General features: G+C 30.1%; 25 protein-coding genes. All 25 read right to left on the reverse strand.

The window, feature by feature from the left end; all coding sequences use genetic code 11:
• Positions 1-12 precede the first annotated feature (12 nt).
• Positions 13-1,131, reverse strand: coding sequence for a polysaccharide biosynthesis C-terminal domain-containing protein (locus P2W65_RS01725; RefSeq protein WP_289663028.1), 1,119 nt, complete (start codon positions 1,129-1,131; stop codon positions 13-15).
• 8 nt (positions 1,132-1,139) lie between these two features.
• Entirely contained in the window at positions 1,140-1,556 is a 417-nt protein-coding gene (locus P2W65_RS01730) for a WxcM-like domain-containing protein (protein ID WP_289663029.1), read from the reverse strand.
• A gap of 7 nt (positions 1,557-1,563) precedes the next feature.
• Positions 1,564-2,598 (reverse strand): polysaccharide biosynthesis protein, encoded by a 1,035-nt coding sequence (locus P2W65_RS01735; RefSeq protein ID WP_289663030.1) that lies wholly within the window; start codon positions 2,596-2,598, stop codon positions 1,564-1,566.
• Positions 2,598-3,368 (reverse strand): AglZ/HisF2 family acetamidino modification protein, encoded by a 771-nt coding sequence (locus tag P2W65_RS01740; RefSeq protein WP_289663031.1) that lies wholly within the window; start codon positions 3,366-3,368, stop codon positions 2,598-2,600. Before P2W65_RS01740 ends, P2W65_RS01735 begins: the two co-directional genes overlap by 1 nt.
• A 3-nt stretch (positions 3,369-3,371) precedes the next feature.
• Positions 3,372-3,986, reverse strand: a complete 615-nt coding sequence (hisH, locus tag P2W65_RS01745; protein WP_289663032.1) for an imidazole glycerol phosphate synthase subunit HisH — start codon at positions 3,984-3,986, stop codon at positions 3,372-3,374.
• Positions 3,983-5,116: an N-acetyl sugar amidotransferase gene (locus P2W65_RS01750; RefSeq protein WP_289663034.1), complete on the reverse strand. Its 1,134-nt coding sequence runs from the start codon at positions 5,114-5,116 to the stop codon at positions 3,983-3,985. Before P2W65_RS01750 ends, hisH begins: the two co-directional genes overlap by 4 nt.
• A gap of 67 nt (positions 5,117-5,183) precedes the next feature.
• Complete coding sequence (locus P2W65_RS01755) at positions 5,184-6,431, reverse strand: O-antigen polymerase (protein WP_289663035.1); 1,248 nt, start codon at positions 6,429-6,431, stop codon at positions 5,184-5,186.
• A gap of 23 nt (positions 6,432-6,454) precedes the next feature.
• Entirely contained in the window at positions 6,455-7,621 is a 1,167-nt protein-coding gene (locus P2W65_RS01760) for a hypothetical protein (protein ID WP_289663036.1), read from the reverse strand.
• Complete coding sequence (locus P2W65_RS01765) at positions 7,618-9,066, reverse strand: lipopolysaccharide biosynthesis protein (protein ID WP_289663038.1); 1,449 nt, start codon at positions 9,064-9,066, stop codon at positions 7,618-7,620. The genes P2W65_RS01760 and P2W65_RS01765 overlap by 4 nt, the downstream gene beginning before the upstream one ends.
• Positions 9,056-10,006 (reverse strand): TIGR00180 family glycosyltransferase, encoded by a 951-nt coding sequence (locus P2W65_RS01770; RefSeq protein WP_434783355.1) that lies wholly within the window; start codon positions 10,004-10,006, stop codon positions 9,056-9,058. The genes P2W65_RS01765 and P2W65_RS01770 overlap by 11 nt, the downstream gene beginning before the upstream one ends.
• 19 nt (positions 10,007-10,025) lie before the next feature.
• Positions 10,026-11,330 (reverse strand): lipopolysaccharide biosynthesis protein RfbH, encoded by a 1,305-nt coding sequence (gene rfbH, locus P2W65_RS01775; protein ID WP_289663041.1) that lies wholly within the window; start codon positions 11,328-11,330, stop codon positions 10,026-10,028.
• A gap of 38 nt (positions 11,331-11,368) precedes the next feature.
• A complete protein-coding gene (locus tag P2W65_RS01780; protein WP_289663043.1) occupies positions 11,369-12,730 on the reverse strand; it encodes a protoporphyrinogen/coproporphyrinogen oxidase in 1,362 nt (453 codons plus the stop codon).
• Between the two features lies 1 nt (position 12,731).
• Positions 12,732-13,604: an NAD-dependent epimerase/dehydratase family protein gene (locus tag P2W65_RS01785; protein WP_289663044.1), complete on the reverse strand. Its 873-nt coding sequence runs from the start codon at positions 13,602-13,604 to the stop codon at positions 12,732-12,734.
• Positions 13,604-14,140, reverse strand: a complete 537-nt coding sequence (locus P2W65_RS01790; RefSeq protein WP_434783356.1) for a dTDP-4-dehydrorhamnose 3,5-epimerase family protein — start codon at positions 14,138-14,140, stop codon at positions 13,604-13,606. The genes P2W65_RS01785 and P2W65_RS01790 overlap by 1 nt, the downstream gene beginning before the upstream one ends.
• A 5-nt stretch (positions 14,141-14,145) precedes the next feature.
• Entirely contained in the window at positions 14,146-15,240 is a 1,095-nt protein-coding gene (gene rfbG, locus P2W65_RS01795) for a CDP-glucose 4,6-dehydratase (RefSeq protein WP_289663048.1), read from the reverse strand.
• Positions 15,225-16,001: a glucose-1-phosphate cytidylyltransferase gene (rfbF, locus tag P2W65_RS01800; protein WP_289663049.1), complete on the reverse strand. Its 777-nt coding sequence runs from the start codon at positions 15,999-16,001 to the stop codon at positions 15,225-15,227. Before rfbF ends, rfbG begins: the two co-directional genes overlap by 16 nt.
• Positions 16,002-16,025: 24 nt before the next feature.
• Complete coding sequence (locus tag P2W65_RS01805; protein WP_289663051.1) at positions 16,026-17,057, reverse strand: flavin reductase family protein; 1,032 nt, start codon at positions 17,055-17,057, stop codon at positions 16,026-16,028.
• 40 nt (positions 17,058-17,097) lie between these two features.
• The gene (locus P2W65_RS01810) at positions 17,098-18,045 is read right to left on the reverse strand and encodes a Gfo/Idh/MocA family oxidoreductase (protein WP_289663053.1); all 948 of its coding nucleotides are present in this window, start codon (positions 18,043-18,045) and stop codon (positions 17,098-17,100) included.
• Positions 18,045-19,028, reverse strand: a complete 984-nt coding sequence (locus P2W65_RS01815) for a Gfo/Idh/MocA family oxidoreductase (protein ID WP_289663055.1) — start codon at positions 19,026-19,028, stop codon at positions 18,045-18,047. The genes P2W65_RS01810 and P2W65_RS01815 overlap by 1 nt, the downstream gene beginning before the upstream one ends.
• Positions 19,013-19,756 (reverse strand): oxidoreductase, encoded by a 744-nt coding sequence (locus tag P2W65_RS01820; protein WP_289663057.1) that lies wholly within the window; start codon positions 19,754-19,756, stop codon positions 19,013-19,015. The genes P2W65_RS01815 and P2W65_RS01820 overlap by 16 nt, the downstream gene beginning before the upstream one ends.
• Positions 19,746-20,675, reverse strand: a complete 930-nt coding sequence (locus tag P2W65_RS01825) for a Gfo/Idh/MocA family protein (RefSeq protein ID WP_289663058.1) — start codon at positions 20,673-20,675, stop codon at positions 19,746-19,748. Before P2W65_RS01825 ends, P2W65_RS01820 begins: the two co-directional genes overlap by 11 nt.
• Positions 20,672-21,394 carry an acylneuraminate cytidylyltransferase family protein gene (locus P2W65_RS01830; RefSeq protein ID WP_289663060.1) on the reverse strand — a complete coding sequence of 241 codons (723 nt, stop codon included), beginning with the start codon at positions 21,392-21,394 and terminating at the stop codon, positions 20,672-20,674. Before P2W65_RS01830 ends, P2W65_RS01825 begins: the two co-directional genes overlap by 4 nt.
• 1 nt (position 21,395) lies before the next feature.
• Positions 21,396-22,442 (reverse strand): nucleotidyltransferase family protein, encoded by a 1,047-nt coding sequence (locus tag P2W65_RS01835; RefSeq protein ID WP_289663062.1) that lies wholly within the window; start codon positions 22,440-22,442, stop codon positions 21,396-21,398.
• Positions 22,439-23,542 (reverse strand): UDP-N-acetylglucosamine 2-epimerase, encoded by a 1,104-nt coding sequence (gene neuC / locus P2W65_RS01840; RefSeq protein ID WP_289663064.1) that lies wholly within the window; start codon positions 23,540-23,542, stop codon positions 22,439-22,441. Before neuC ends, P2W65_RS01835 begins: the two co-directional genes overlap by 4 nt.
• Entirely contained in the window at positions 23,539-24,561 is a 1,023-nt protein-coding gene (gene neuB / locus P2W65_RS01845; RefSeq protein ID WP_289663065.1) for an N-acetylneuraminate synthase, read from the reverse strand. Before neuB ends, neuC begins: the two co-directional genes overlap by 4 nt.
• Position 24,562: the final 1 nt, after the last annotated feature.

Here is a 24,562-nt window from a genome sequence, read left to right on the forward strand (position 1 = left end):
ATTATTATTTTTTTAAACGTTTTCAAAATAGGTGTCTGGATCATTTGGGTCATAAAATTCATTTATCCAAAAATTAGTGTATAGAACTTCCTCTCCAACATTTTTAATATTGTGTGTGTACCATATTGGCATATCCACATAAGCTGGTTCATTTCCATCAAGATAAAAATCTAAAACTTCATCTGTACCAATACGCCTCAACTGAATTAAGGCTTTTCCTTTAATTACAGCAAAACGTTCAATCTTTCTTGTATGATAATGATTCCCACGTGTGATTCCAGGAACAGTTGTTGAAAATGAAACTTGCCCACCAACTCCTAATCGAATAATTTCTACAAATGATCCCCTTGGATCTGTATGTTCGACGAATTTTACTGGATAATGTTTTTTTATATCCATATAGCACCGAAATGTATTGAATAAATTCAGTTCAAATGTAGTTTCAATACTTGGGATGATGCCTTTGTCCTGATATTCCAATTTAAATTTTTCTAGCAAAGCTAAAAGTTGAGAAACCTTAGATTCTGAAGTATATGGTATCAGAATTTCAGATTTTCCTTTTTTACTTCTAATTTCAGAAATAATGGCATTTACTAATTCTCCAACATATATCAATTTCAAATCACCATCAACGTCAATAACAGGTTTTTCATCATGCGATAACTTATGACAAAAAGTGGCTACGACCGAATTGTAATTTGGATGACCAAAAGGCCCGAAAACATTAGGAATAATCATCCCTGTAAATTTACCTTCAGAATTGCCAGCCCAATTAATCATTAATTCTCTTCCTTCTTTCTTGGACTTTCCGTATAGATTGTCTCTCTCTTCCTGCGTTGATGAGGAAAATAAAACATGTGCTTTACTGCTAGTCTTATTTAAGGAATTGACTAATCTTTTAACCAGGCCTAAATTAGTATCGTAAATTACTTGTGGGTCATTATGACGATTCATAGCTGCCAAATGTACAATCACGTCACATTGTGAAACGAAATCATCTAATTTGGTTTCATCTTCAAAATATTCTTTTTTGAAATCAACTCTTACAAACTCATTGGGAAAGAGCCCAATTGTATTATATAAATGTGTCCCAACAAAGCCTGCTTGGCCTGTAATACCTATTTTTAACATTCTTGTTTTTATATTTTAAAATAATCAATATCATATCGATATTCATCTTGAATTTCACCCAATAAGTAATCTGCCATTACAAGTAATTTAGAATTAAATTCTAAAGATTGAATACTGCTTACATATCCTTTAGGAACATGAAGTACATTTAATTTTTCAGAATCAATTAAATATGTAAAATTTTCTAAATCTAGAGATGGAGTTTCCCAGTTGTCAATTTTAATTAGCTGAATTTTAAATTTCCCACTAACAACAGAAAACCATCTTTGCTCTATCTGATGGCCTTGCCAACCTCTAATAAACTCTGGGCTTTCATTTTCTATAATATAAATCCTTTTGACCATAGAGGCATCAAATTCATTATTATATAATAATGTTCCTCTTTGATCAGAATGACTATTTCCGTTAATTAATTTTGGTTCCATTTTTTATTTATCCTGGCATTTGAGCAACATCTTCTCCGAAAACTTCTTTTCTGATTAATGGTAAAGTTGACAGCAGTTTCTTCATCCCATCAACTCCTTGTTGTTCAGTATTATGCGAATGGTAATCTTCAATTAAAGAAACATCTTCTTCCCCTTCAGAAAAATATTGTGCATAATTTAGATCACGATTATCCGCTGGAATACGATAAAAATCTCCCATATCTTCGGCTTTTACCATCTCTTCACGAGTACATAAAGTTTCATACAATTTTTCGCCGTGACGTGTTCCAATAATTTTTACCTCATTATCCGCATTACAGAGCTCCTTTAATGCTTGAGCTAGATCTCCAATGGTTCCTGCTGGTGCTTTATTTACGAATAAATCTCCTGGATTACCATTTTCAAAAGCAAATAAAACTAATTCTACAGCTTCATCTAACGACATTAAAAAACGTGTCATATTAGGATCTGTAATAGTTATTGGATTATTCTCTTTTATTTGTTTTAAAAATAGAGGAATTACTGATCCTCGTGAGGCCATAACATTTCCATATCTTGTTAAACAAACTGTAGTGTCAGTTAAGTTTCTAGACGCGGCAACTGCTACTTTTTCCATTAATGCTTTTGAAATTCCCATAGCGTTAATTGGATAGGCTGCTTTATCTGTACTTAGACAAATTACTTTTTTAACTTTATTGGTTCCAGCTGCATCAATAACATTTTGTGTGCCTAAAACATTAGTTTTAGTTGCTTCTAATGGAAAAAACTCACATGAAGGTACTTGTTTTAAAGCAGCAGCATGAAACACATAATCAACACCTCTCATTGCACGCTCAACGCTATTATAATCTCTTACATCTCCTATGTAAAACTTCAATTTATCATTTTTTAGTTGATTACGCATATCGTCTTGCTTTTTCTCATCACGAGAAAAAATTCTAATTTCTTTGAAATGATCAGTATGTAAAAAACGATTTAAAACCGCATGTCCAAAAGAACCGGTACCACCTGTAATCAGAAGTGTTCTATTTTGTATTTTCATTACTTATTTATTTTGAAAATCTTATTTTTTTCTATTTGAGTAGGGTAATTAATTAAAACAGCTTTGTATGGACCTTTAAATACAAATAAACTTCCAGCTGCGACACCAATCACACCATGTTTATCAATAACTTTTTCAATATCTTCCAATGAACCAGCTCCTCCTAAAACTGTCATTGGCACAGTAATTTTCTCTCTGATTTTTGAAATTAGCTCCATATCATATCCTTTCATGACACCATCTTTATCAATCGAATTGATAACAATTTCTCCCGCTCCTAACTTTTGGGCTTCTTCGGCAAATTTAAACGGATTAATTCCTGTTGCTTTTTTTCCGTTATGGGTGTACACTTCATAACCTCCAAGTAATTTTTTCTTAACATCTAAAACTACAATGACACTTTGGGCTCCTACACGATCTGAAATTTCAGTAATTAAATTTGGATTTTGCAAAACAGCTGAACTTAATGCGATTTTTTCGATACCCAGACTAAAAATTTTTTGAGCTTGCTCGACAGTTTTTACACCTCCTCCATAACACAAGGGCATCATAGACTGACTTGCTAATCTTTCTATGAGGCTGTAATTAGGTTCTTTTCCAAGTACTGTTGCATCAATATCAAATACAGCTAATTCATCAACTGCTTTTTCATTAAAGATTTTAACTGCATTAATAGGATCACCAACATATTTTGGATTCTTAAAGTTTACTGTTTTTACTAATCCATTTTCATGAACTAATAAACTAGGAATTATTCTTGGTCTCAGCATTGTTTAGAGTTTTGCAAAATTATGTAATAAGGTTTCACCATAATGATGACTTTTCTCTGGATGAAATTGAATTCCATAAATATTTTCGTGATTGGCAGCACATGCAAACTGGCCACCATAATCTGATGTCGCTAAAATATCAGCTGGATTATTACACTCAAAATAATAGGAATGTAAAAAATAAAATAAGGCATCTTTCTCTAAACCAGTAAATAAAGTGTTGAATATTGCAGGATTTACGTCATTCCATCCCATATGCGGCAATCTGGTTACTTGCTTGATCTTTGTTTCATCAAATTTTTTCACAGATGCATCAATCCACTTTAATCCTTCTGAGTTTCCTTCCTCGCTTGAATTAGCCATCATTTGCATTCCAACACAAATACCTATAACAGGTACTTTTTTAATCAATACCAATTCATCTAGTTTTTCACGCATGCCCGATTTTATAAGCTCCGACATAGCATGATCAAAATGTCCAACACCTGGAAGAATTATTTTTTTTGCATCTTCTAAATCAGCTGCAGATTTAGCAATTTTGGTTGGCACATTAACTCTTTTATAAACATTTACAAAAGCATTAATGTTACCCACACCATAATCAATAATTGTTATCATCTAAATAATCTTTTTTCAAGTCCTAATTTTTGCATCATTTTCGCACCAAAACCTATTATTTTAATTTTATTCTTATAATCATGAAAAGTCTTATTTTCTCCTTCAAAAATTTCTTTTAATTGTTGAACACTCAAATCCAATTTATCTGCAACATATTCAAATTCCTTTTCTAAAAAATCTTCACTTAATTCAGGCCTAGAAACTCTATCTATAGCTTCTTCTCTTGTCATTTGTCCAGTAAGAATTAAACTTGAAAAATGAGCTCGCCTTTTTTGATAACCAAATTTACGTGGCAACCAATAATCTTCATAGAAACGAGTAAATCTTGATTCATGATGTTTATGTTGAAAGGGTTCCCAACCAAATTTTTCAATCAATAGCTTTTCTGCATCGGCTTTAATATATGGAACCAAATTCAAAGGTTTAAAAACCTTCATACCGAGAATATAACGATAATATAGTTTATAGCTTAAAATATCAACTAAAGGAAAAGTTCTAAGTGGTCGTTTTCCAAATTTTGAATGAATATCTTTAACCAGCATAGTGTCAATTCCTGGAAACCCACCCCATTCTTCAGGTTCTCTACAACATTCTGTTGAGAAATTCCCTCCAGTCAAAACATATTTAATTTTATTCTTTTTAGCAAATTTATATAATCCTGAAAAAAAAGCATAGTCTTGTGGTAAATCCTGATCAGCTATTTGGGACTTAAGAAATGCTACTTGAAGATCTTTCATTTCTTCCCAATTAATCACTTCTGTATATAAATCTAATCCAAGACCATTACATAATTTTTCAATGTTACCAACCGCCTTATCAGTATTCCACCCAGCATCGACATGAAAAAGTAATGGTCGCAATCCCATAACTTCTTTTGCTACATAAGCCACATAAGAGCTGTCAAGCCCTCCGCTTAATCCAATTATGCAATCAAAATCTTTTCCTTTTCCTTCTTTTTTAATTTTATCTGCAATTTGCATTAATTCAGCATATCCTTTTTCGTCTGTATGCCAATTAGGCAAAATAGTTTCTATATAATTTGTATAATAGTCACTTTCTCCTTTTTCATTAAAAACAATATGAGGATCAGTGGTATCCATTATTGTTTGAGAACAAATTTTATAATTCATATACTTATCTTTTTTAATGATTGTAATTAATATTTTTTACTTTTTGATGATAAAAAACAGACTTTTGTTATCTAAATAAACTTTTAATTGAAAATGTAAATCTACACAATCCTAATAATATTAGAGGAAAAAGTAGAATTGCATAACCAGTATAAAAAATTGAAACAGTTGGAATAAATAACAACAGAATTAAAAAAAACATTGATTTTAATGGTATTACTGCTCTATTCTTTAGTTTTATTTTTGTTGCAAGAAAATAAGAAAAACTAATTAAAAATGTCAAAATATATCCAAAATTAAAAACAAGTGGAGCTGTATATCCATTAAAAGCACCACCATCATAATCATAGGCTTTATCTATTAGTTCTTGTGATTCTTTAACATCCCAATTAACTAACTTAAAAAAATTTAAAATTTGATAAATATCCCTAAAAAACTGTTCCCCTCCTAAACTTTTATCAGGTGTAAATCTTTCCAATTGATACAATCCATTTGAATAACTTTGGGAAGCATAATCAAACAAACTATAAACAATAGGATCTTTCACAATAGAATTTTCAGGAATACGATCCCCATAATAATCCATGGCTGAAAATCTAATATATGTTATAGATAAAAATAGAACAACTATGCAAACAGATGAATACCTTATAAATTTTAAAACTTTAAACTGAATAAAATTTGGAAGTGTTTTTTTTATTAAAAAAAAATAAATGATGAATATAAGTGTATAAGTAAATATTTGTGCTCTTGAATAAAATGCAAAACCAGACAAAAGTGACGAACTTGAAAATAAAAATGCATAAAAAGCTTCTTTTTTCTCTAAATTCCCTAGATGATAATAAAATATTGGAATAGCTAGATAACCTGCATTCTGTGTTGTATATGCATATCTAAAAACATTTGCAAAATAAGGTATTTGATCATACAAATTTAAATAAGCAGACTCCGCCTTAAATGCAGCGATATCAGGCAAATAAATCAAAACTAAGATTAAAATCAATAGATTAAGAAATAAATTAAGAAACAAAAACCTATAAAGAATTTTTTTAAAATAAGCAAAAAAATTAACATTTATATTTTCAACTATTAAAATGTTTGCATAACTCCAGGGTTTTATTATTAAACCAATATTTAGACAAATAAAACATGTATTAAAAATAGTTTTATATGATTTATACTCAAAAGTCCTGCCTACTAAAAATTGCATAAAAAAAGTAAAAAAAGTAAGCAAAACTAAAATTGTATATGTTGCATTGTCTTTTCTTACGAAAAGCAGTAAAAATAAAATAAGAAGAATAAAGAAAACAACCATATAAAATTAAAATTTCTAAGATCCTAAGATTTTTGTTTATTATTGAGTAAAATCATTGCTTTTTTAAACGATGGATCTTCAAAAATTGCTTCAACATTAGAAAAATCCGATAATTTAAACGTAAATGTTCCAGCTGATTTGTAATCAAACTCTAGAAAAGAACCATGACTTATAAATAAACTTGAATTAGGAAAATGAAAAGCATCAGTCCATTCTTCGTCAGCAAAACTAAGCAAAACTTTAAGTTTTTCCCGATTATAGACGTGTTTAGGATGCCTTTTCACTATTAATTTCGCATCAAACTTATTTTTAAAAATTTGAGCGAATTTAATTTCAGAATCAATGAATGGTGAAGAAGAAGCCAGAAAACAAGAGGCTCTTACATTTTTATCAGAAAATATTAAAGCTGTATTTCGCAAAAGTATACTATGACTGTTCACTTTATAATAAATCTCAAAAGATTTCAAAAATTGAATATCTCTTAGCAATAACTTGTCAATTTTGCCGAATCTTGATGGAAATTTTACTGAATCATCTATGTATCCGTGTTGAACAATTACAAAATTTAAACATCCTAAATTAGAGATGATAAAAGCAAAACGTTGATAATGATCTTCTGTTAAAACTACAACTTCAGGATTATCCGTTATATAAACAGAAAGCAAATATAATTTTAATAAATCCTTATAATTTAATAAAAAAACAAATAGATAATCAGAATTTATTATTGCATACCTAGTGAAACCTATTAAGAAAAAAAAATAATTAATTAAGCGATTTTTTTTTACTAAAAAAATTAAATTATAAATACTGGCATTAACAAAATCATTTTGAGACAAATTAAGTTGACTAATCGCATCACTCATTATATCTCTGTAAGATTTAGAGGTTATAATTAAGTTTTTTTTACTTTTAGGTAAGGTAAAAACTCTAATTAAGCAAAAACCAAAAAATAAAACACCAATTACAAATTGTAATAAAACTACAAAAAAACACAGAGCATATATAAATGCAAAGTAGAAAAAACCAGGCCTTAAAAAAATTGAAGAAAATTGGAGAACTTTAAAAGGAACAAACCCTTTGGGTTTAGAAAGTTTTTCAGCTATATGATTTTCTAATGCAATCTCATTTTTGAAACCATTATAAATTAACTTATATATTCCTAAATGATTTTTTTGATATTGACTCATTTTTTTTGATTTATATTGGCTTTAATTTTGGATAATAGTAATAGAATAGAGTTTCTTTCAGTCCAAAAAAGAATAATTGAAAGAAAAACAACTAATAGTCCTTTAATAATTAGTCCCAATAAAAAAGCATCGAAATGAAATATAAAATATAAGAATATATAAAAAGGAAGAACTGCTAATAAAGGCATTAACAAGGATTTCCATGATGTTGAATGAAGTTTCACAAAATAGGCATTAATAAACCATGCTAAAATAGTCATAATAATATATGACAATACAAAAGAGATTGCAGCACCAATTTCTCCAAATGATTTTATCAATAAAACATTCAGCAATACATTACTAATACCACTAACAAGAATTGTTATACTCATGTATTGAGTTTTTTTTGTATATCCAAAATTTCTTATATACGCAAATGATAATTGCGAGAAAATATACCCAACTGTAAATATTGGAACCAAATATAATGACTCTGAAAATTCTTTTTTTGCCAGTAATAATCCAATTTCTTTGCCAAAACATGCAACACCAAAAGCAACTAATATTGTCAATTTAAAAATTTTTATAAAATCTTTATCTAACTGGTTATAGTTTTTAGAATTCATGTACTCAAAATAATATGGATTCCAAGCCTGATGCGTCACGCCAATGATTATATTCACAATACTACCAATTGTTAATGCTAAACTGTAAAAACCAGCATGACTTATATTTTGAGAACTGCCTATTGCAATTTTCCCAAATTGTTCAATTATTACACCACTAAGTGCATAAGGAATTAAAGGTACAGAGTAGGTAAAAATATATTTTATGTAAGAAACATCAAAAGACCACTTAAAAAAAGGTTTTATAAGACGAATCCAAAAAAACACAATAAATAGTCCAGCAAGAATTTGACCTAAAATTTGACCATAGAATTTATCTTTTTTAAATAAATAAATTAATGCAATTGAAAATACAAATCCCAAAAATACCTTCACAACAGAAGATATAGCTACTTCTCTACTTTTTTTTAAAGGGCCATATATTTGTTCAAAAGTTAATCCAATGATATTTATACCTGAAATTGGTATAATTAAATAAACAACTTCTTTACGAAGCCCTACCAGATTTCCGAATTCTTCAGCAAATAAAAATAATATAAAAGCATTTATGAAAAAAAAAACTAACGATAATGTAGCCGAAGTACCTACGAATCTTTTAAAATCAAGTTCGTTTTTTTGATCAAAATAATATCTACTAACCGATCGATCTGCACTAAGAGCCATTAAACTTGCCATAATACTAACCAACCCTATGAAAATACTAACAATACCATAGTCTTCAGTATTAAGCAACCTAGTATAAATAGGAATTGAAATAAAAGCTAAAGCACCTGTAGCCAAACTAGAAATCAGATAATTCCCACCATGCTTTAAAAATCCTACAAAATTATTTGACATTGTTTAAATTACAATTGTTTAAAATATCAGTTATTGGGTTTAAATTTTTAACCTGAGATTGATTTAAATTTACCTGACGGCCTTTAGTATTTTTAAAAAAATTAAAAAGAATTTCCTTTATATTTTTAGGGATAATCTTAGAAATCCAAAATTTAAAAAATCCATTTAATTTAATATGAGAATGCAAATAATTTGCCATAACCTTTTCAGCATAACCATTAAATGTGATTTTGTCTAGTAAACTTTGAAACTTTTCGTAGTCTCCTTGAATTTGAGCAATTTTCATACTCTTAATTGGAACATGCTTATTACCCCAGTGCTCTTTACTACTTACCTCACGCACACCCCAAATTTCATCCATAAATTTTATACCACCACCATAACAAGCATACGCCCCAACAATTAATTCAATATAATTATCATTATAAAATTTAGCATCATTTATAATTTTAAATGCATTTAAAACTAACTCTTTGTCATACATTGCCCAAAGAATTTGATAATAATTAGAAAAAAACAAATCAACATTTTTTTCAGGGTTTCCATTTATACTATTAGGGAGTTCCTGATACAATGGGTAATAATTTCCGTCAAAATGATCTTCGAATGAAATATATTTGCCTACAATTGTTTTGTAATTTCGATCTCCTGTAAGAACAGATAAACCTTTATATAGTGAATCTATTACTATAAAATCATCATCTGCACAAAGTGCAGTAAAATCTGTTTTGATTCCAGATAAAGCAAATAATATTTTGCTAGCAAAATTTTTACCTGGTAAATGCAAATAATTGATATTTGGGTGTAGTTCTCCCTCATACTTCTCCAAAGATGAGTCGCAATAAACAACCTCAGCATCCAAATTTTTAAAATATTCCATGGAACGCTTTAAGTAATGATGCCTATTATGTGTTGGTATTATTAAAGTAAAATTATTCATTTAATATAAATCCAATTTATTATGAATTAATATAATCTCTAATAACCTGAGCTATATAATCATAATGACTTTCATTTAAGCCTGGCCATACACCTAACCAGAAGGACTGGTTCATAATAATGTCTGTATTACTCAAATCCCCAACAACTTTATGCTCAATATTCGCATATGCTGGCTGTCTCAACAAATTACCACCAAATAATAAACGTGTTCCAATTTTCTTTTCTTCAAGATGCTGAACCAGCATATGCCTATCCGCTGCATCTCCTTCTCTTAGTGTAAGTAAAAAGCCAAACCACGAAGGATCAGAATTTGGAGTAGGTTCAGGTAATATAAAGACCTCTTCGAATTCTTTCATTCTCTCATAAAGCGCTGCATAATTTTCTCTTCTGCGCTGAACAAACTGATCAATCATTTTAATCTGCGATACACCAAAAGCGGCCTGCATATCAGTCACTTTTAAATTAAAACCTATATGAGAATAAGTATATTTATGATCGTATCCAAAAGGTAAAGTCCCTAGTTGCTGGTCAAAACGACAGCCACATGTATTATCTTTTCCAGGTTCACAATAACAATCCCTGCCCCAGTCTCTGAAACTCTCTGCTAATTTTGACAATACCGGATTATTTATTAATACAGCACCACCTTCTCCCATGGTAATATGGTGCGCAGGATAAAATGAAAAAGTAGCAATATCTCCAAAAGTCCCCGTCTTTTTACCATTATAGGTAGCACCAAGTGAATCACAATCATCTTCAACTACCCATAAGTTATATTTTCGTGCCACACGCATGACCTCGTCTAAATCAAAAGGATTACCTAAAGAATGGGCAATCATTATTGCTTTAGTTTTTGGACTTACAGCAGCTTCTATCATATCTGTCTTCACATTATGTGTCGCAATATCAACATCTATAAATACAGGAATTGCTCCAAACTGTATAATTGGATTAACCGTAGTAGGGAAACCAGCTGCAACAGTAATTACCTCATCACCTGGTTTTATTGCACGAGCTCCTAATTTTGGAGATGTTAATGCGTAAAAAGCAACTAAATTCGCAGATGACCCTGAATTAACTAATAATGATCTATGTGCTCCAAAATATTTTGCAAAATCTTCTTCAAATTGATTAGCAAAACGACCAGCTGTTAACCATCCATCCATTGCAGCATCAACACCATTTAAAATATCTTCAGCACTTATAATTTTTCCAGTTACAGGAATATAGTCAACTCCAGGTTTTATCTCTTTTCCTATATTCTTTCCAATAAAAGGTAATAATTGTTTTTTAAGTGTATCATCAATATTTTTATATTCCATCTTTATACTTTTTAGTTATGTTCTTATTTTTTTATGTTTTAATTTATATTCTCAGCTATATACTTTCCTCTTAGAATGCAGTCATCTGTCCAATAATATTTCCATTGTCCAAATCTGCCTGCTAAAATTATTTCCCCTAATTTATTACTATCTTTTGTTACTTCTTTTTTAGCCCAATCAGTTGCAGGAGCCAAATCATCATTTTCTCTTACTAATCCAAAACCCGCTAGATAATCAAGAATTGTATTTAATGCTTTTTGTCTTTTATGATCAAACACAACATTAGCATATTTAATATAGTTAGTGTTAACTTCTTCTATACAGTTCTCATTTTTAATAAGCCTCATTTCTACAAGTTCTTCTCCTACTTTATTAATAATTTGTTCTATACTTTCTTCTTGTTCTTTATATTTTGAAAAATAAACTTCGACCTGAATTCCGCACTTGCCTTCAACTCCGTTATTAGGTGATAATAATTCTGTAAAATTGATTCTAGTCGAATATTTGTCATCATCATAAACATATAACCAATGTGAATCAATTGTTGCAGGATGATTAATTACAAAATTTAACAATAAAAGTTCAGAGCAAACCAAATCTTTAGCTGCATTTTGTATTTTATCGCTTGTATCAAGAAATTTTACAAATTCTGGCAGAGGCAGTGTATTAATAAGTTTTGCATACTTTTGCTCCGTACCATCCGTAAAATAAATGGTTTTTGACTCCAGATTTATTCTATTAACACATTTGTTAAATTGGACATTCATATCCCTTCTCAAAAGATTGGTATAACTATTATATCCACCTTTTTTTGGGTAACGAACACTCGTAATATAATGCGTTGATTTATCAAGGGGACCTTCAAATCCCTTTTTAACTGTTTCAACATCTGGAAAAAACACTCTTTCACCTACCCAATCTGTAGACAGATATTTTGGATCTAATGTCCAGTATTTTTTTGTATATGATTTTACAAATTTATTTGAAAACTCATCTCCAAATGCTAATTTAATCCATTCGTCATAATTAGCTGGCTGGTCATAGTTATTGTTTTTTTTTCTAGTTTCCAAAAAATCAGAAAGACAATTAGATCTTACGGGTTCTGGAACAGCGTATAAATTGGATTGTGCGGGGTGTGCAATCCAGTGCCCTTTATAATAATTAGTTGGAAAAACAGGATATTCTAAAAACTCACCTTCTACACTTAGAGCCAACAAGTCTTTTACATATTGATGTTTGGTAAAAGAAACATGAGGTCCTTCATCCCAAGTAAAACCATTTATTTGATGGGAATAAATATGTCCCCCTGCATAACTGTTTTTTTCAACCACAAGACAGTTGTGTTTCAAATGATAAGAAGAACTAATACCAGCTAAGCCAGCACCTAAAATCACTACCATACTACTTTTTCTCTTTATATTTTAATTGCAAGCCCTCTTCAATAGAAATTTTAGGCTGCCAACTGAGTTTTTCTTTTAATTTACCAATAGGTGCGCATGCATGAATAGTGTCTCTAGCTCTAGGAGGATAAGCTCCCCAATCTGCATTAATTTTTTTTCCAGTTATTTGCTCAATTTTCGACGCTACTTCTCTCAAATTATAAGGTTTTCCAGTGCCTAAATATAATTCTTCATTATCTGTGAGCATAAAATTATTGCTCAAATGAACAAAGAAATTAACAACATCATTAATATGAATAAAATCTAAATACTGAAATCCGTTAGACATTTTTACTGGTTCTTTAGCATCAATAGCATCAAATAAAATATCCATTATTTTTTTTTGACTATCAATTCCACCATAAATAGAAAACGGAGTTACATTAACTATTTTAAATTTATTGATTTCAGAATAATATTTAAGTATTGGTCTGAATGCAGATTTGGTAGCAGAATATAAATAAGTTGGGTTTAATACTCCATCATTAAAATGAAATTCCGAAAAGCTTCCAACATTTATAAAACATTTTAATTGCACACTTTTTAGCGAATTCAACAACTTTGTTCCAAAAGTAATGTTTGACGCTATTAGTTTTTCAATATCTTCAGTTTCGGCTCTAGAAGTAAGATAAGATGCTAAATGAATCACCACATCAGGCTTTGCAGAAACAATGTTATCTTCCAAACTAGAATCATCTTTTATAATAATAACTCCATTTGGAAAATCCGAAATACTTCTAGTAATTACAAATAAATTATGATTTGTTTGTTCTATAAGTGCAGAAATTAAATTTTTGCCAACATATCCAGTTCCTCCTGTTATAAGTATATTCATTAGAAATATTTTTTATTTAGGTTAAAATCTTCAAATGATTTATCACGTAAAGAAACTACAGGATCAGAAATAGGTAAATTAAACTCAAAAGAATTCCATTTTATCCCTCCTTCACTATCCTTATTTTGTACAGTTGTTGTATGATATTCAACAATTGTATCGTTTTCTAAAGACAAAAAACCATGTGCAAAACCCTTTCCTATATACAATCCTTTTCTATTTGTATCAGAAAGCTCAACCGTAAAATATTTACCGTAAGTATTAGAGGTAGATCTTATATCAAGAACTACATCCAATATTGCCCCTTTAGCAACGTAAACCAATTTTTCATGATCATTCGGACTAAACTGAAAGTGCATTCCTCTAAAAACATTTTTATGTGAAATAGAGTAAAAGCTTTCGGCGAAATTCCATTCTAAATTATTTTTTATAAAAGTATCTTTATGTATTGTTTTAACAAATTCGCCTCTTTCATCTTTAAATGAATTGTAATTCATTATATACAAATTATTAAAATTCGTAGCTTCAATATTCATAATATTTATTGTAAAAAAGATTTTATCTGTAATTCTGTAAACTCCTTAATTTTGTTTCCTTCGAAATACTCTCTATACCAATCCATGGTTAAACTAACTGCCTGCTTAGCATTCATTTTAGGATACCATTCTAATTCAACAATAGCCTTACTAATATCTAACTTCAACAGTCCTGCTTCATGAGGTTGCCCCTCTACTTGTTCTACTATATATTCACCTCTACCCCAACTACCAATTGTTAATTTTAACATTTCTTCAACCGCTAAAGCGTCTGATAATTGTGGTCCGAAATTATATGCTACACTAAATTTTGTCGGGTCGGAATACAAATTTTCTCCCAAGATCAAATATCCTATTACTGGTTCTAAAACATGCTGCCAAGGCCTAACTGATTGGGGGTTTCTAATTACTACAGGCTTTTCGGCAGCAAATGCCTTTGCGATGTCTGGAATTAAGCGATCCTTAGACCAATCTCCCCCACCAATAACATTTCCTGCCCTTGCTACAGCAATACCTTTTAAATGTTTATCATAATTTTTTATATTAAAAAATGAATTACGATAAGAATCAATCACCAGTTCTGCGCAAGCTTTACTAGCACTATAAGGATCATATCCTCCTAATCTGTCATTTTCTCGGTAAGGATAAATCCATTCATTATTATGATAGACTTTATCGGTAGTAATTAAAACCACGCTGCATGGTTTTTCAAGTAAATTAACTGCATCTAAAACGTTAGCTGTTCCTACAACATTAACTTCAAAAGTTTCTGCAGGAATTTCGTAAGATAACCGTACTAAAGGCTGAGCTGCTAAATGAAAAACAAAATCAGGCTGAAAAGAGACCAGTTCTTTCTCTAATCGTTTTTTATCCCTCAAATCTGCAATAATAGAGTCACAGATTGTTTCTCCATCAATTAAATAAAACAAATCGTCCTTTGTTTGTGGAACCAGCGCATACCCTTTTACTTCTGCACCTAAAAGCGTTAAGGTTTTTAACATCCAAGAACCTTTAAAACCTGTATGTCCAGTTAAAAAAACTTTTTTTCCCTGATATGTTTTTTTTAAACTATCAAATAACGATTCTACCATGTCTTCCATCTTGCATTATCAGAACTCCACATCGCTTCTAGTTCAATTCTATCTCTTAAAGCATCCATACATTTCCAAAAACCATTATGTTTATATGCAGCAAGTTGCTCATCTTTTGCAATTGCCCCTAGTGGTTCTTTTTCCCATTGTACATCTTCTACATCATCTTCTAGATATCTAAATATTCCAGGTTCTAACACAAAAAAACCACCATTTATCCACATTCCATCCCCTGCTGGTTTTTCTACAAAACTTTCAACTTCTCCTGCTGCGTTTATTTCTAAATTTCCAAATCTCCCTGGGACTTGTACACTAGTTAAAGTAGCTAATCTACCGTGGGACTTATGAAAATCTAAAAGTGCAGATAAATCAACATCAGAGACTCCATCTCCATAAGTCAACATAAAGGTTTCTCCTTTCACATATTTTTCAATACGTTTTAATCTTCCTGCTGTATTGGTATGTAATCCCGTATCAATTAAAGTAACTTTGAATGATTCCGTTTCAGAAAAATGCACATTAATATTATTATTTGCTAATTCAATAGTAACATCTGAATTATGCAAATAATAATTATAAAAATATTCTTTTATGTATGTCGCTTTATATCCTAAGCAAATAACAAATTCATTATGACCATGTTTCTCAAACATTTTTAATATATGCCATAAAATAGGCTTGCCACCTATTTCAACCATTGGTTTTGGTCTTGCTTCTGTTTCTTCCATAAGGCGAGTACCAAACCCTCCTGCAAAAATGACTACTTTCATGTTTTATAGTATTATTTTTTATATTTAAATCTCAACTGAAACATTATCTGTTAAAGGGTAACTACAACACAACAAATACTCCTCTTTTCTTAAATCATTTCTTTCTTTTGAAAGTCCAATCATTCTTAGTTCTCCCGTCATTAATGTGCACTTACAAGTATTACAACTCCCTGTTTGACATGAATATGGTAATTCCAATCCAAGATCCAGCGCTGCTTCTAAAATACTTTTTCCCTTTCCAACATTAACAAAAGTATTGACACCTTGATAGCAGACATCTACAGTGTGATCTTTTATATCTTCAAAATCTTTTGGGTTTTTAACCAATTCAAAATCTTCTGAAAAAATATTATCTTCAGGGCATTTCAAAACACTTAAAGTTTCTTTAATAGTATCTTTTAGGCCATTAGGGCCACAAATGTAATGCTTCGTTGTTTTTAAATCAATATTTTCAAGTAAATCATAAACAAATTCTCTACTAATCCTACCACTCTTCACTAAATGATGATTTTGATCCTCCTTATATTGAGAATGCAAATACCAGACCTGTAAATTTTTTGGATATTTATTAATCATTTCTTCTATTAACTCCGAGAATATTGTTGATTCAAAATTTTTATTTCCATAGATAAGATTCACTTTTAATTTTGATTCTGAAATCAAAATTTCCTTTATAATAGAAATTAATGGTGTTATTCCACTTCCAGTCCCCCAAAAGTAAATCTCATTACAATTTTCATCTTGTTCATAAACAAAATCTCCCATAGGCTCCATTACTTCTATAATATCATCAATTTGAATAAAATCATGGATGTAGTTAGAGAATACCCCTCCCGGAACGCGTTTAATAGTTATTTCCAAATTAGAATTACACGAAGGAGCTGAAGAAAAAGAATAGGGTCTTGAATATTTTCTGCCATTAATTCTAGCAGATAGTGTAAGGTATTGACCTGCTTGATATTTTATTTTCTTGAGCCCAGGCTGCTTGAAACAAAGAGTAATTGTATCACTTGTTTCTTTATTTATATTGCAAACCTTTAAACTATATTTTTTCATTTACTGATAATCTGATAGTGGGAAAAATTAATTCAAAAAACTATGAAATTATTTTTGAATATACTTCTTTAGAAATGGATATATGCTCTTTTATGTTTAATAATTTTGTTTCATCATTATCTAAAAAGGCTTTTAATTGATTTTTAAGGCCTGGCTTAAATTGTAAGTCCGCAGAATTATCAAATTCATGTTCAATAACAGTTACTGTACCTTTTTTTTGTACACTGAGGCCTTCCATAGGTTTCAAATAAATTCTACGTTTTTCTGTCAGTAATTCAATAGCCCATCTTCCAGCACTTTCCCAATTGGACAAATAACTGAACAAGACTCCTTTTTCTGTAATTCCTGCCCCTGTAAAATTAGTTTTTGCATGCCATTTTACAGTTCCAGCTTTAGAATAGGTCTGCCATTGTTGTGGCTTTCCTGCAAAATGAAAAGCAAGGTCTACTACATGTGTAGAGTTTGCAAAAAACCAGTTTTCTTTAACACCTGGTGCCTTTGTTAATGGTTCTATTACATGTGACCATTCAGTAAATTCAAAATGGATTGTTTGTAAACCACCATCTTCTTCAATCATTTTTTTAGCTTCAATAACCGAAGCATAAAATCTACGATTGTAGGCGACAAAAACTTTTTCAGAGTAGGGTAATAATTTTTCTTTATTTTCAATTAATTCTTCGATACTTATTGCCGCTGGTTTTTCTATCAAAACTCTTTCAGCTCCCGCTTCCAAAACTGAAATTAAAGAATTCATTAAAACTTCTGTCCCTGTGGCAATAATAATATAAGTATTATCAGTTAACGTATGGTTTTCTAAATACTTTTGTAAACCTCCGACAAAAGGCTGTATGTCTGTCTCTGTTTTAAATTTTTCTGCTGATTCCTGACCTCTACCAATCACTTGAAAAGAAAAATCCTGTGCGGTTAATACTTTTGCATAATCTAATGCCATTGGTCCAGTTCCTACTAGTAAAATGTTCTTTTTCATTATGTAATTGGTAAAACTTTAGTCTGTAATCCTGCAATTTTATTATACTTTTCTAACATTGCCTTAATAAATAACTCATGGGTATGTCTCGCTTCAGCAAAAGAAGGCAATGAACAAAATCCAACTTCAAATAATTCTCTCACTATGATAGAGGTTAATTCACTTTGATATTGTATTCTAAAATCACGGTTAAACAATTTAAATGAATTATTTAGTTCTAATGAATAAACTTGTGGTGTTCCTCCCTCTTGTATAAAGAATCGTTGTTCATTATTACAAATTGTTACTGTTATCGGACTAATATCAGCTTTGAATGATGTGATGCTAAAAGGTGATTTATCTTCTAAGTATCCTGTTAAAGTGCCCGTGAATTCTACAAATCCTTCTCTAGGACTTTTAATAATTTCATCCTCCACGGTACTAACACTAATCTCTCTAATTTTTTTTCCAGAAATATAAACTAAAAGGTCTAAAAAATGTAAAGCATTACAACCTAATCCCCAATTTCCTCCAACTATATTATATATATTTAATCCATTTGTTTGAATGCTTTCTTTTAATTCATTGTAAGACTGAAACATTCTACGAGGATGGTTTACATAGGTAATTGTATTATATTGATCCAATAATAAACTAATTCTCTGATAAGCATCTAAATCTTGAAAAAGAACTTTCTCTAATATTAAAAATTTGACTTTATGTTTTTCTAATAATTTATTGATAATTTGCTCTCGTACATTAGCACTTGTTGCAACAATTACCAAATCAAAATATTGAGGTAAATCTGACCACAATTTTGTATAAATCAATCTATGTATATGATTGATTTCTTTTTCTCTTTCTTGAGCTACTTTAAGTGAACTTTCAGAGGGATCTAATACATAAATTTCAAGTTGCTCTAAATATTTAACTAGTCCCTGTAAATGTCTGCTTCCTAATTGACCAGCACCAATTATTAAACATTTTTTTATATTGCTGTCCATCCTCCGTCTATTATTAAATTTTGTCCTGTAATATATTGTGAATCATCAGATAATAAAAACGCAATCGTTGGCGCAATATCTTCTGGTGTACCCAGTCTACGCATTGGAACTTTTTTACAATAATTATTTACAAAAATTTCATTCTGATTATCAAATATCCCTCCTGGAGATACAGTATTCACTCTTACTTGTTGTGGCCCAAAATAGGATGCTACATATCTTGTAAAATTAACAAGTGCTCCCTTTATTGCCGAATATGCAGCTGGCATTGTCATTGTTGTTCCTTCATAAACATTGAAATCTGCACCAACTACACCATAAATTGAAGCCATATTAATTATACTTCCATTTTTTTGACTAGCCATTTGTGAAGCAACTTTCTGGGTTAAATAGAAATAACTATTTAATTGCCAATCAACGTTTTGTTTCCAAGATTCCAAAACAATATCTTCAAATTTATTTCCCCAATCTTTTGTTCTTGGGTAGGCATTATTAACAAGTCCGTCAATTCTTGTATATTTTTTCAATACAATTTCTAAAGCACTATCAATTGAACTGCTATCAGTAATATCACAATAAACGTTAGACAAATCTTCATTTGTTTGATGGTTAATTTCAAAATTGATACAAAAAGCACCTTCAGAAATTAATCTGTTGATAATTGCTCTTCCCAAAAGCCCATTTCCACCTGTAATTATAATAATTTTATTTTCTAATCTATTCTTCATCTTTTAGAACAATTTTTAATATTTCTATGGATTCCTTAAGAGAGTTCATCGGTTTGCTCTTTTTTATCAAACAATTGATAAAATAATCCAATTGAAAACTATAGGTGTTTTTGACTTCAAAATTTGAAGCCTCAAAAACTATTTCATTATCGTCATTTATTATTTTATTATTTATTAGATCAACTTCTAAAATTTGATCATTAAATAAAACTTCAATGCTTCTTTTTGATTTTTTTCTATAATAATTTAATATTATATTGGCTGTAAACTTATTATACTCTAATGTATAATTTGCATAATCGATTGCATCAATATTTAAAGTCGAAACATTTCTTAAAGTTGAAATACTTTTAATCGGCGTTCCAAATAACCAATTTACATAATCAAGTTCATGAAATAAATCTAAATGAACACCGCCTCCCATTGATGCATTTGCACTGTATACTTTTCTAAAATCTACGTTAGGACGCCAATCTGGTAAATATGAGCCACAATATACATTCACTTCGTTAACTTGTAAATTCTCCTCACTTAATTTGTTTTTCAAATATTTTATACAAGGATGAAATCTTAAATTGCAAGCCACATAGGTCACAAGTTGTTTACTTTCAATTAATTCAATTAACTTATCAACACTTTTTAAAGTATGTACTGCTGGTTTCTCAATAAACAAAGGGATATTTAATCTTGCTAATTTTTCAATAAATTCAAAATGTAGGTTAGTGGGATTTGAAATAATAGCAAAATCAAAAGAAATTTCTAAATTTTCGAGATTATAAACATTTTCAATTCCTTCTTCAATCTCTGAATTTAAATTTGACCTTAATGCATAAATATTAAGATCTTTTATGTTCAAATTTTGTAAAGCACTAATATGTTTTCTAGCAATTGAACCTAAACCTATAATTAGTATTCTCATAATTCAAAATCAAGTTTCTTATTTTGAAGTAGATATTCCATAAATAAAAAATCAACGGGATGATCTAAGTCAAAACATACATGATTCATTTCGTAAATTAGCGATCTGTCTGTAATTGCACTTTTTATTCCTGTATCAAAAAAAGATCTTCTATACCAATAAAATGATGCATTTAGCTCGTAGACTTTGGGTGCAGATTGACGAGTCATAACAGTTCCATCCAGATTAGTTTTGACTAATGAATAAAATCCATCAACATTCTTTTCAACCATATTAAAATAAGGGCTTCTTGCTGCTGGGTTAACCGAAAATAGATTTAATGCTTTAGGATTTTCAAGCATGATATTTAACGCTTTTTCGATATCCTCTACAGTTCGCAAAGGTGAAGTCACATCAAGGTCTAAAATAAAATCATATTTATCATCTGCTATAGATTCTTCGTAAAGTAACAAATCTCTAATTGTATCTATTTTACCTGCAGTATCTGTTGCCAAATAATCTGGTCGTGAATAATTAGTCTTCAAATCAAATAGTTCTGCTTTTTCTTTTATAGCATCGTCATCTGTTGATAAAGCTACTTTTACGTCAAATTTCTCTTTTATTTTTTTTGTTAAATCAATTGAATATCCTATCAATGACTTACCGTTAATATCTTTTATATTTTTGCCTGGTATCCCTTTAGAACCACCTCTAGCACAAATAGTTATTAATATTTTCATTTTAAAATTTTATATTATGAATATCTATATGAGCCTTTTCGAAATCCTCATGTTTTCCAACATCTAACCAATAACCTGAAAAAGGAAATGAAATAACTTTTAGATTTTTACTAATTAACTCTTCCATCAAATCTGTTGCATTAAAAAATGTTTCTTTGGGAATGAAATCTAACATTTTCCTTTTAATTAAATATATTCCACCATTTGAATAGTAGGTATAAGTCGGTTTTTCTTTAAAGCTTTTCACCTCGCCTTTATTTGTTTCTAAAACTGCATATGGAACATTAACTTGATACGGAATGGTTAAAACAGCTAAATCGGCATCTCTTCTGATAAATTCAAGAAAAAATTGTTCATAATCTATATTGGTTAACAAGTCTGAATTTGTTACAAGAATATAATCATGCTCAAAGTTTTTAATTTGAGAGACCGCTCCAATAGTTCCTAAAGGTTCATTTTCCCAGACATATTCAATTTTTACATTTTTCTTCTCACCTTTTCCAAAATGTTGCTCAATTTGTTCACCTAAATATTTTACTGAAACCCAAAAATCATCGATTCCAAACAAAGCTAATCGATCCAGATTATGTTCCATTATAGGTTTATCACCAACTTTTAAAAGAGGTTTGGGAACGGTGTCTGTTAATGGTTGCAGTCTTTGTCCACGCCCTCCAGCCATAATAACGGCATCAATTGGCAAATATGATCTGATTTTTCTAAAATTAATGACATTGACAACTTTGCGATCTTCATCAACAACTGGTACGATTCTAAAATCACCTTCACGATATTCTATAACTTTTTCAAGATTATTTTCTCCCTTGACAATATATCTTGGATTATCCTGAATAATCTCATCAACGTTACATTCTATTGTAAATCCTTTAAGCAAACCTCGTCTAACATCTCCATCTGTTAGTGCTCCAATTAATTTGTCTTCATTATCAACTACAAAAAGTATTGCATCTTGTGACAATTCATTGAACTTTAGTAAAGCTTGTTTAATTTTGCTTCCTGAAAGAATTAAATGGTCTCTATAAATTCTCATAAGAATTGTTTAATGATTTTAATTATATTATCTGCTGCATCCAATTTAAAATAAATATTCTCGCCCTTATAAATATTAGAATTAATCGCTTTACTTACAGCAGAAACGATCTCTTTTTCTTCAAATTCACAATTTATAATATTTTTACTTTGTGCTCTTCCCTTTTGTCTATCGCCAACATTAACAACATATTTTTCAAATGATGCAGCTTCCAAAATTCCGCTGGAAGTATTTCCTAACAATATTGAAGCATAATGCATTGCTGAAAAGTAGTTTACTTTTCCAAAATTTTCAATTAGCAAAATTCTATCAGGAATCTCTAATTTTAATTTTTCAATAGCTTCTCTGTAAATCGATCCCTGAGTATCTGCATTTGGCATCGTAATAATGATAAATCTATATTCTGAAATCTTTTTCAAAGCATTTTTCATCTCATTAGCAAACTGAAAATTATCTTGTGAAGACATTGTTTCAGGATGAAAAGTTACTAGAATAAACTCTTCTTCTGGTATTCCAAATTTCTCAAAAAAAGTTTGTTTTTCTAATGGCGTAAAACTTTTAATATCGTTTAAACTCAAAGATCCTGTTGTGAAAATGTTTTTTGAAGAATCAATAAGATTTGAAACTTTTTCGGTAAAAATATCAGTAGCTGTAAAATGAAGAGTTGAAGCCAAAGTAATTTGATGACGATAAATATTATCAATTGCTCCTAATGTTGTTTCTCCTCCATGCAAGTGCGCAAATTTAACTCCAAAAGGAATTCCCGCTTGAACAGCAGCACTCATTTCAAAACGATCACCTAAGCAAAAAACTAAATCATATTTATGACTCTGCCAAAACTGTGCAAACTTCAAAACAGTTAAACCATAAGAGGAAGCAATAGATTCTTCACTGTCGTTTGAAATTAAGGATGATATTGTATGAATGCAATTATAATTGTCCTTTTCTATATCTTTTAATGTGTAACCATGACTTCTGGATAAATGTGTTCCGAAAGCAATAATTTCCAACTCAAAAAACTCATCTTTTTTAATTTTATCAAGTAGAGGAAGATATATTCCGTAATCAGCACGTGAACTTGTTAAAACACCTATTTTCATTTAATATCGGAAAATAAAAGTTTGTCAAATTCCGTTTTATCTGTAATCAGTTTTTTTCCAATAATTTTTTCCCATTCCATTGGAGAAATTCCATCCCCTGGTCGCAATGGGATAAGATCATCATCAGTTATGATATGTCCTTTTACTAAATTCTTATTTAAATGAATACTTTTTCTTGCAATAGCGATATTTTTTGTTTCACTTTCACTTGGTACTTTTTCACCATCTCCACTCGTAGCCAATTCAATATTACGAATTGCCTCCACCATTTGCTTTAATTCATGTGGTTCTAAAGAAGCAACATGGTCTGGTCCTGGTAAAGTTTTATCTAGGGTAAAGTGTTTTTCTATAATTTTCGCTCCTAGAGCAACTGCAGCCACAGGTACCTCGATCCCTAGAGTATGATCTGAATAACCTATTGGAGTTTGAAATTTTTCTTTAATAGAAAGCATCGCTTTAAGATTGACATCCTTCATTGGAGTTGGATATTCAGTATTACAGTGTAAAATTGAAATCATTTCTTTAGACAGTCCAAATTTAACAAGTACCTCCAAGGCCTTTTCGATATCTTCTTCAGAACACATTCCTGTAGACATAATAACTGGCTTTTTACATAAAGCTACAGCTTTTAGGTAAGGGTAATTGGTTATTTCTCCGCTTGGTATTTTAAAAAATGCAAGACCTAAATCATTTAAATATTTCACTCCCTCAACATCAAATGCTGTCGAAAAAAAGTTAATATTTCTTTCTGAGCAATAAGACATTAATTCTAAATGATTTTCGTGGCTTAATTCTAGATTTTTTAGCATTGCATACTGCGAGTCATCACCATCATTAATGTTTACACTTTGATAGGTCGCTTTTTTTGCAGATTTGCTTACCAAATTGTCCGCCTTAAAAGTCTGAAATTTTACATAATCAACTCCAGCTTCAACAGCAGCATCAATTAGTTTCTTTGCTATTTCGATATTACCATTGTGATTTACTCCAGCTTCAGCTATAATAATTACTTTACTCATT

It is taken from the genome of Flavobacterium panacagri, assembly GCF_030378165.1.
In the GTDB taxonomy this organism is placed as follows: domain Bacteria; phylum Bacteroidota; class Bacteroidia; order Flavobacteriales; family Flavobacteriaceae; genus Flavobacterium; species Flavobacterium panacagri.

Bases quoted from the DNA above. Each gene is read 5' to 3' on its own strand.
- P2W65_RS01755 (WP_289663035.1), bottom strand. From the start codon at position 6,431: ATGGTTGTTTTCTTTATTCTTCTTATTTTATTTTTACTGCTTTTCGTA.
- P2W65_RS01820 (WP_289663057.1), bottom strand. From the start codon at position 19,756: ATGAAGAATAGATTAGAAAATAAAATTATTATAATTACAGGTGGAAAT.
- P2W65_RS01805 (WP_289663051.1), bottom strand. From the start codon at position 17,057: ATGAAAAAATATAGTTTAAAGGTTTGCAATATAAATAAAGAAACAAGT.
- P2W65_RS01725 (WP_289663028.1), bottom strand. From the start codon at position 1,131: ATGTTAAAAATAGGTATTACAGGCCAAGCAGGCTTTGTTGGGACACAT.
- P2W65_RS01810 (WP_289663053.1), bottom strand. From the start codon at position 18,045: ATGAAAAAGAACATTTTACTAGTAGGAACTGGACCAATGGCATTAGAT.
- rfbH (WP_289663041.1), bottom strand. From the start codon at position 11,330: ATGGAATATAAAAATATTGATGATACACTTAAAAAACAATTATTACCT.
- P2W65_RS01765 (WP_289663038.1), bottom strand. From the start codon at position 9,066: ATGTCAAATAATTTTGTAGGATTTTTAAAGCATGGTGGGAATTATCTG.
- neuB (WP_289663065.1), bottom strand. From the start codon at position 24,561: ATGAGTAAAGTAATTATTATAGCTGAAGCTGGAGTAAATCACAATGGT.
- neuC (WP_289663064.1), bottom strand. From the start codon at position 23,542: ATGAAAATAGGTGTTTTAACAAGTTCACGTGCTGATTACGGAATATAT.
- hisH (WP_289663032.1), bottom strand. From the start codon at position 3,986: ATGATAACAATTATTGATTATGGTGTGGGTAACATTAATGCTTTTGTA.
- P2W65_RS01735 (WP_289663030.1), bottom strand. From the start codon at position 2,598: ATGAAAATACAAAATAGAACACTTCTGATTACAGGTGGTACCGGTTCT.
- P2W65_RS01785 (WP_289663044.1), bottom strand. From the start codon at position 13,604: ATGAATATACTTATAACAGGAGGAACTGGATATGTTGGCAAAAATTTA.
- P2W65_RS01790 (WP_434783356.1), bottom strand. From the start codon at position 14,140: ATGAATATTGAAGCTACGAATTTTAATAATTTGTATATAATGAATTAC.
- P2W65_RS01770 (WP_434783355.1), bottom strand. From the start codon at position 10,006: ATGAATAATTTTACTTTAATAATACCAACACATAATAGGCATCATTAC.
- P2W65_RS01830 (WP_289663060.1), bottom strand. From the start codon at position 21,394: ATGAAAATATTAATAACTATTTGTGCTAGAGGTGGTTCTAAAGGGATA.
- P2W65_RS01835 (WP_289663062.1), bottom strand. From the start codon at position 22,442: ATGAGAATTTATAGAGACCATTTAATTCTTTCAGGAAGCAAAATTAAA.
- P2W65_RS01730 (WP_289663029.1), bottom strand. From the start codon at position 1,556: ATGGAACCAAAATTAATTAACGGAAATAGTCATTCTGATCAAAGAGGA.
- P2W65_RS01760 (WP_289663036.1), bottom strand. From the start codon at position 7,621: ATGAGTCAATATCAAAAAAATCATTTAGGAATATATAAGTTAATTTAT.
- P2W65_RS01825 (WP_289663058.1), bottom strand. From the start codon at position 20,675: ATGAGAATACTAATTATAGGTTTAGGTTCAATTGCTAGAAAACATATT.
- rfbG (WP_289663048.1), bottom strand. From the start codon at position 15,240: ATGGAAGACATGGTAGAATCGTTATTTGATAGTTTAAAAAAAACATAT.
- P2W65_RS01780 (WP_289663043.1), bottom strand. From the start codon at position 12,730: ATGGTAGTGATTTTAGGTGCTGGCTTAGCTGGTATTAGTTCTTCTTAT.
- P2W65_RS01815 (WP_289663055.1), bottom strand. From the start codon at position 19,028: ATGGACAGCAATATAAAAAAATGTTTAATAATTGGTGCTGGTCAATTA.
- rfbF (WP_289663049.1), bottom strand. From the start codon at position 16,001: ATGAAAGTAGTCATTTTTGCAGGAGGGTTTGGTACTCGCCTTATGGAA.
- P2W65_RS01740 (WP_289663031.1), bottom strand. From the start codon at position 3,368: ATGCTGAGACCAAGAATAATTCCTAGTTTATTAGTTCATGAAAATGGA.
- P2W65_RS01750 (WP_289663034.1), bottom strand. From the start codon at position 5,116: ATGAATTATAAAATTTGTTCTCAAACAATAATGGATACCACTGATCCT.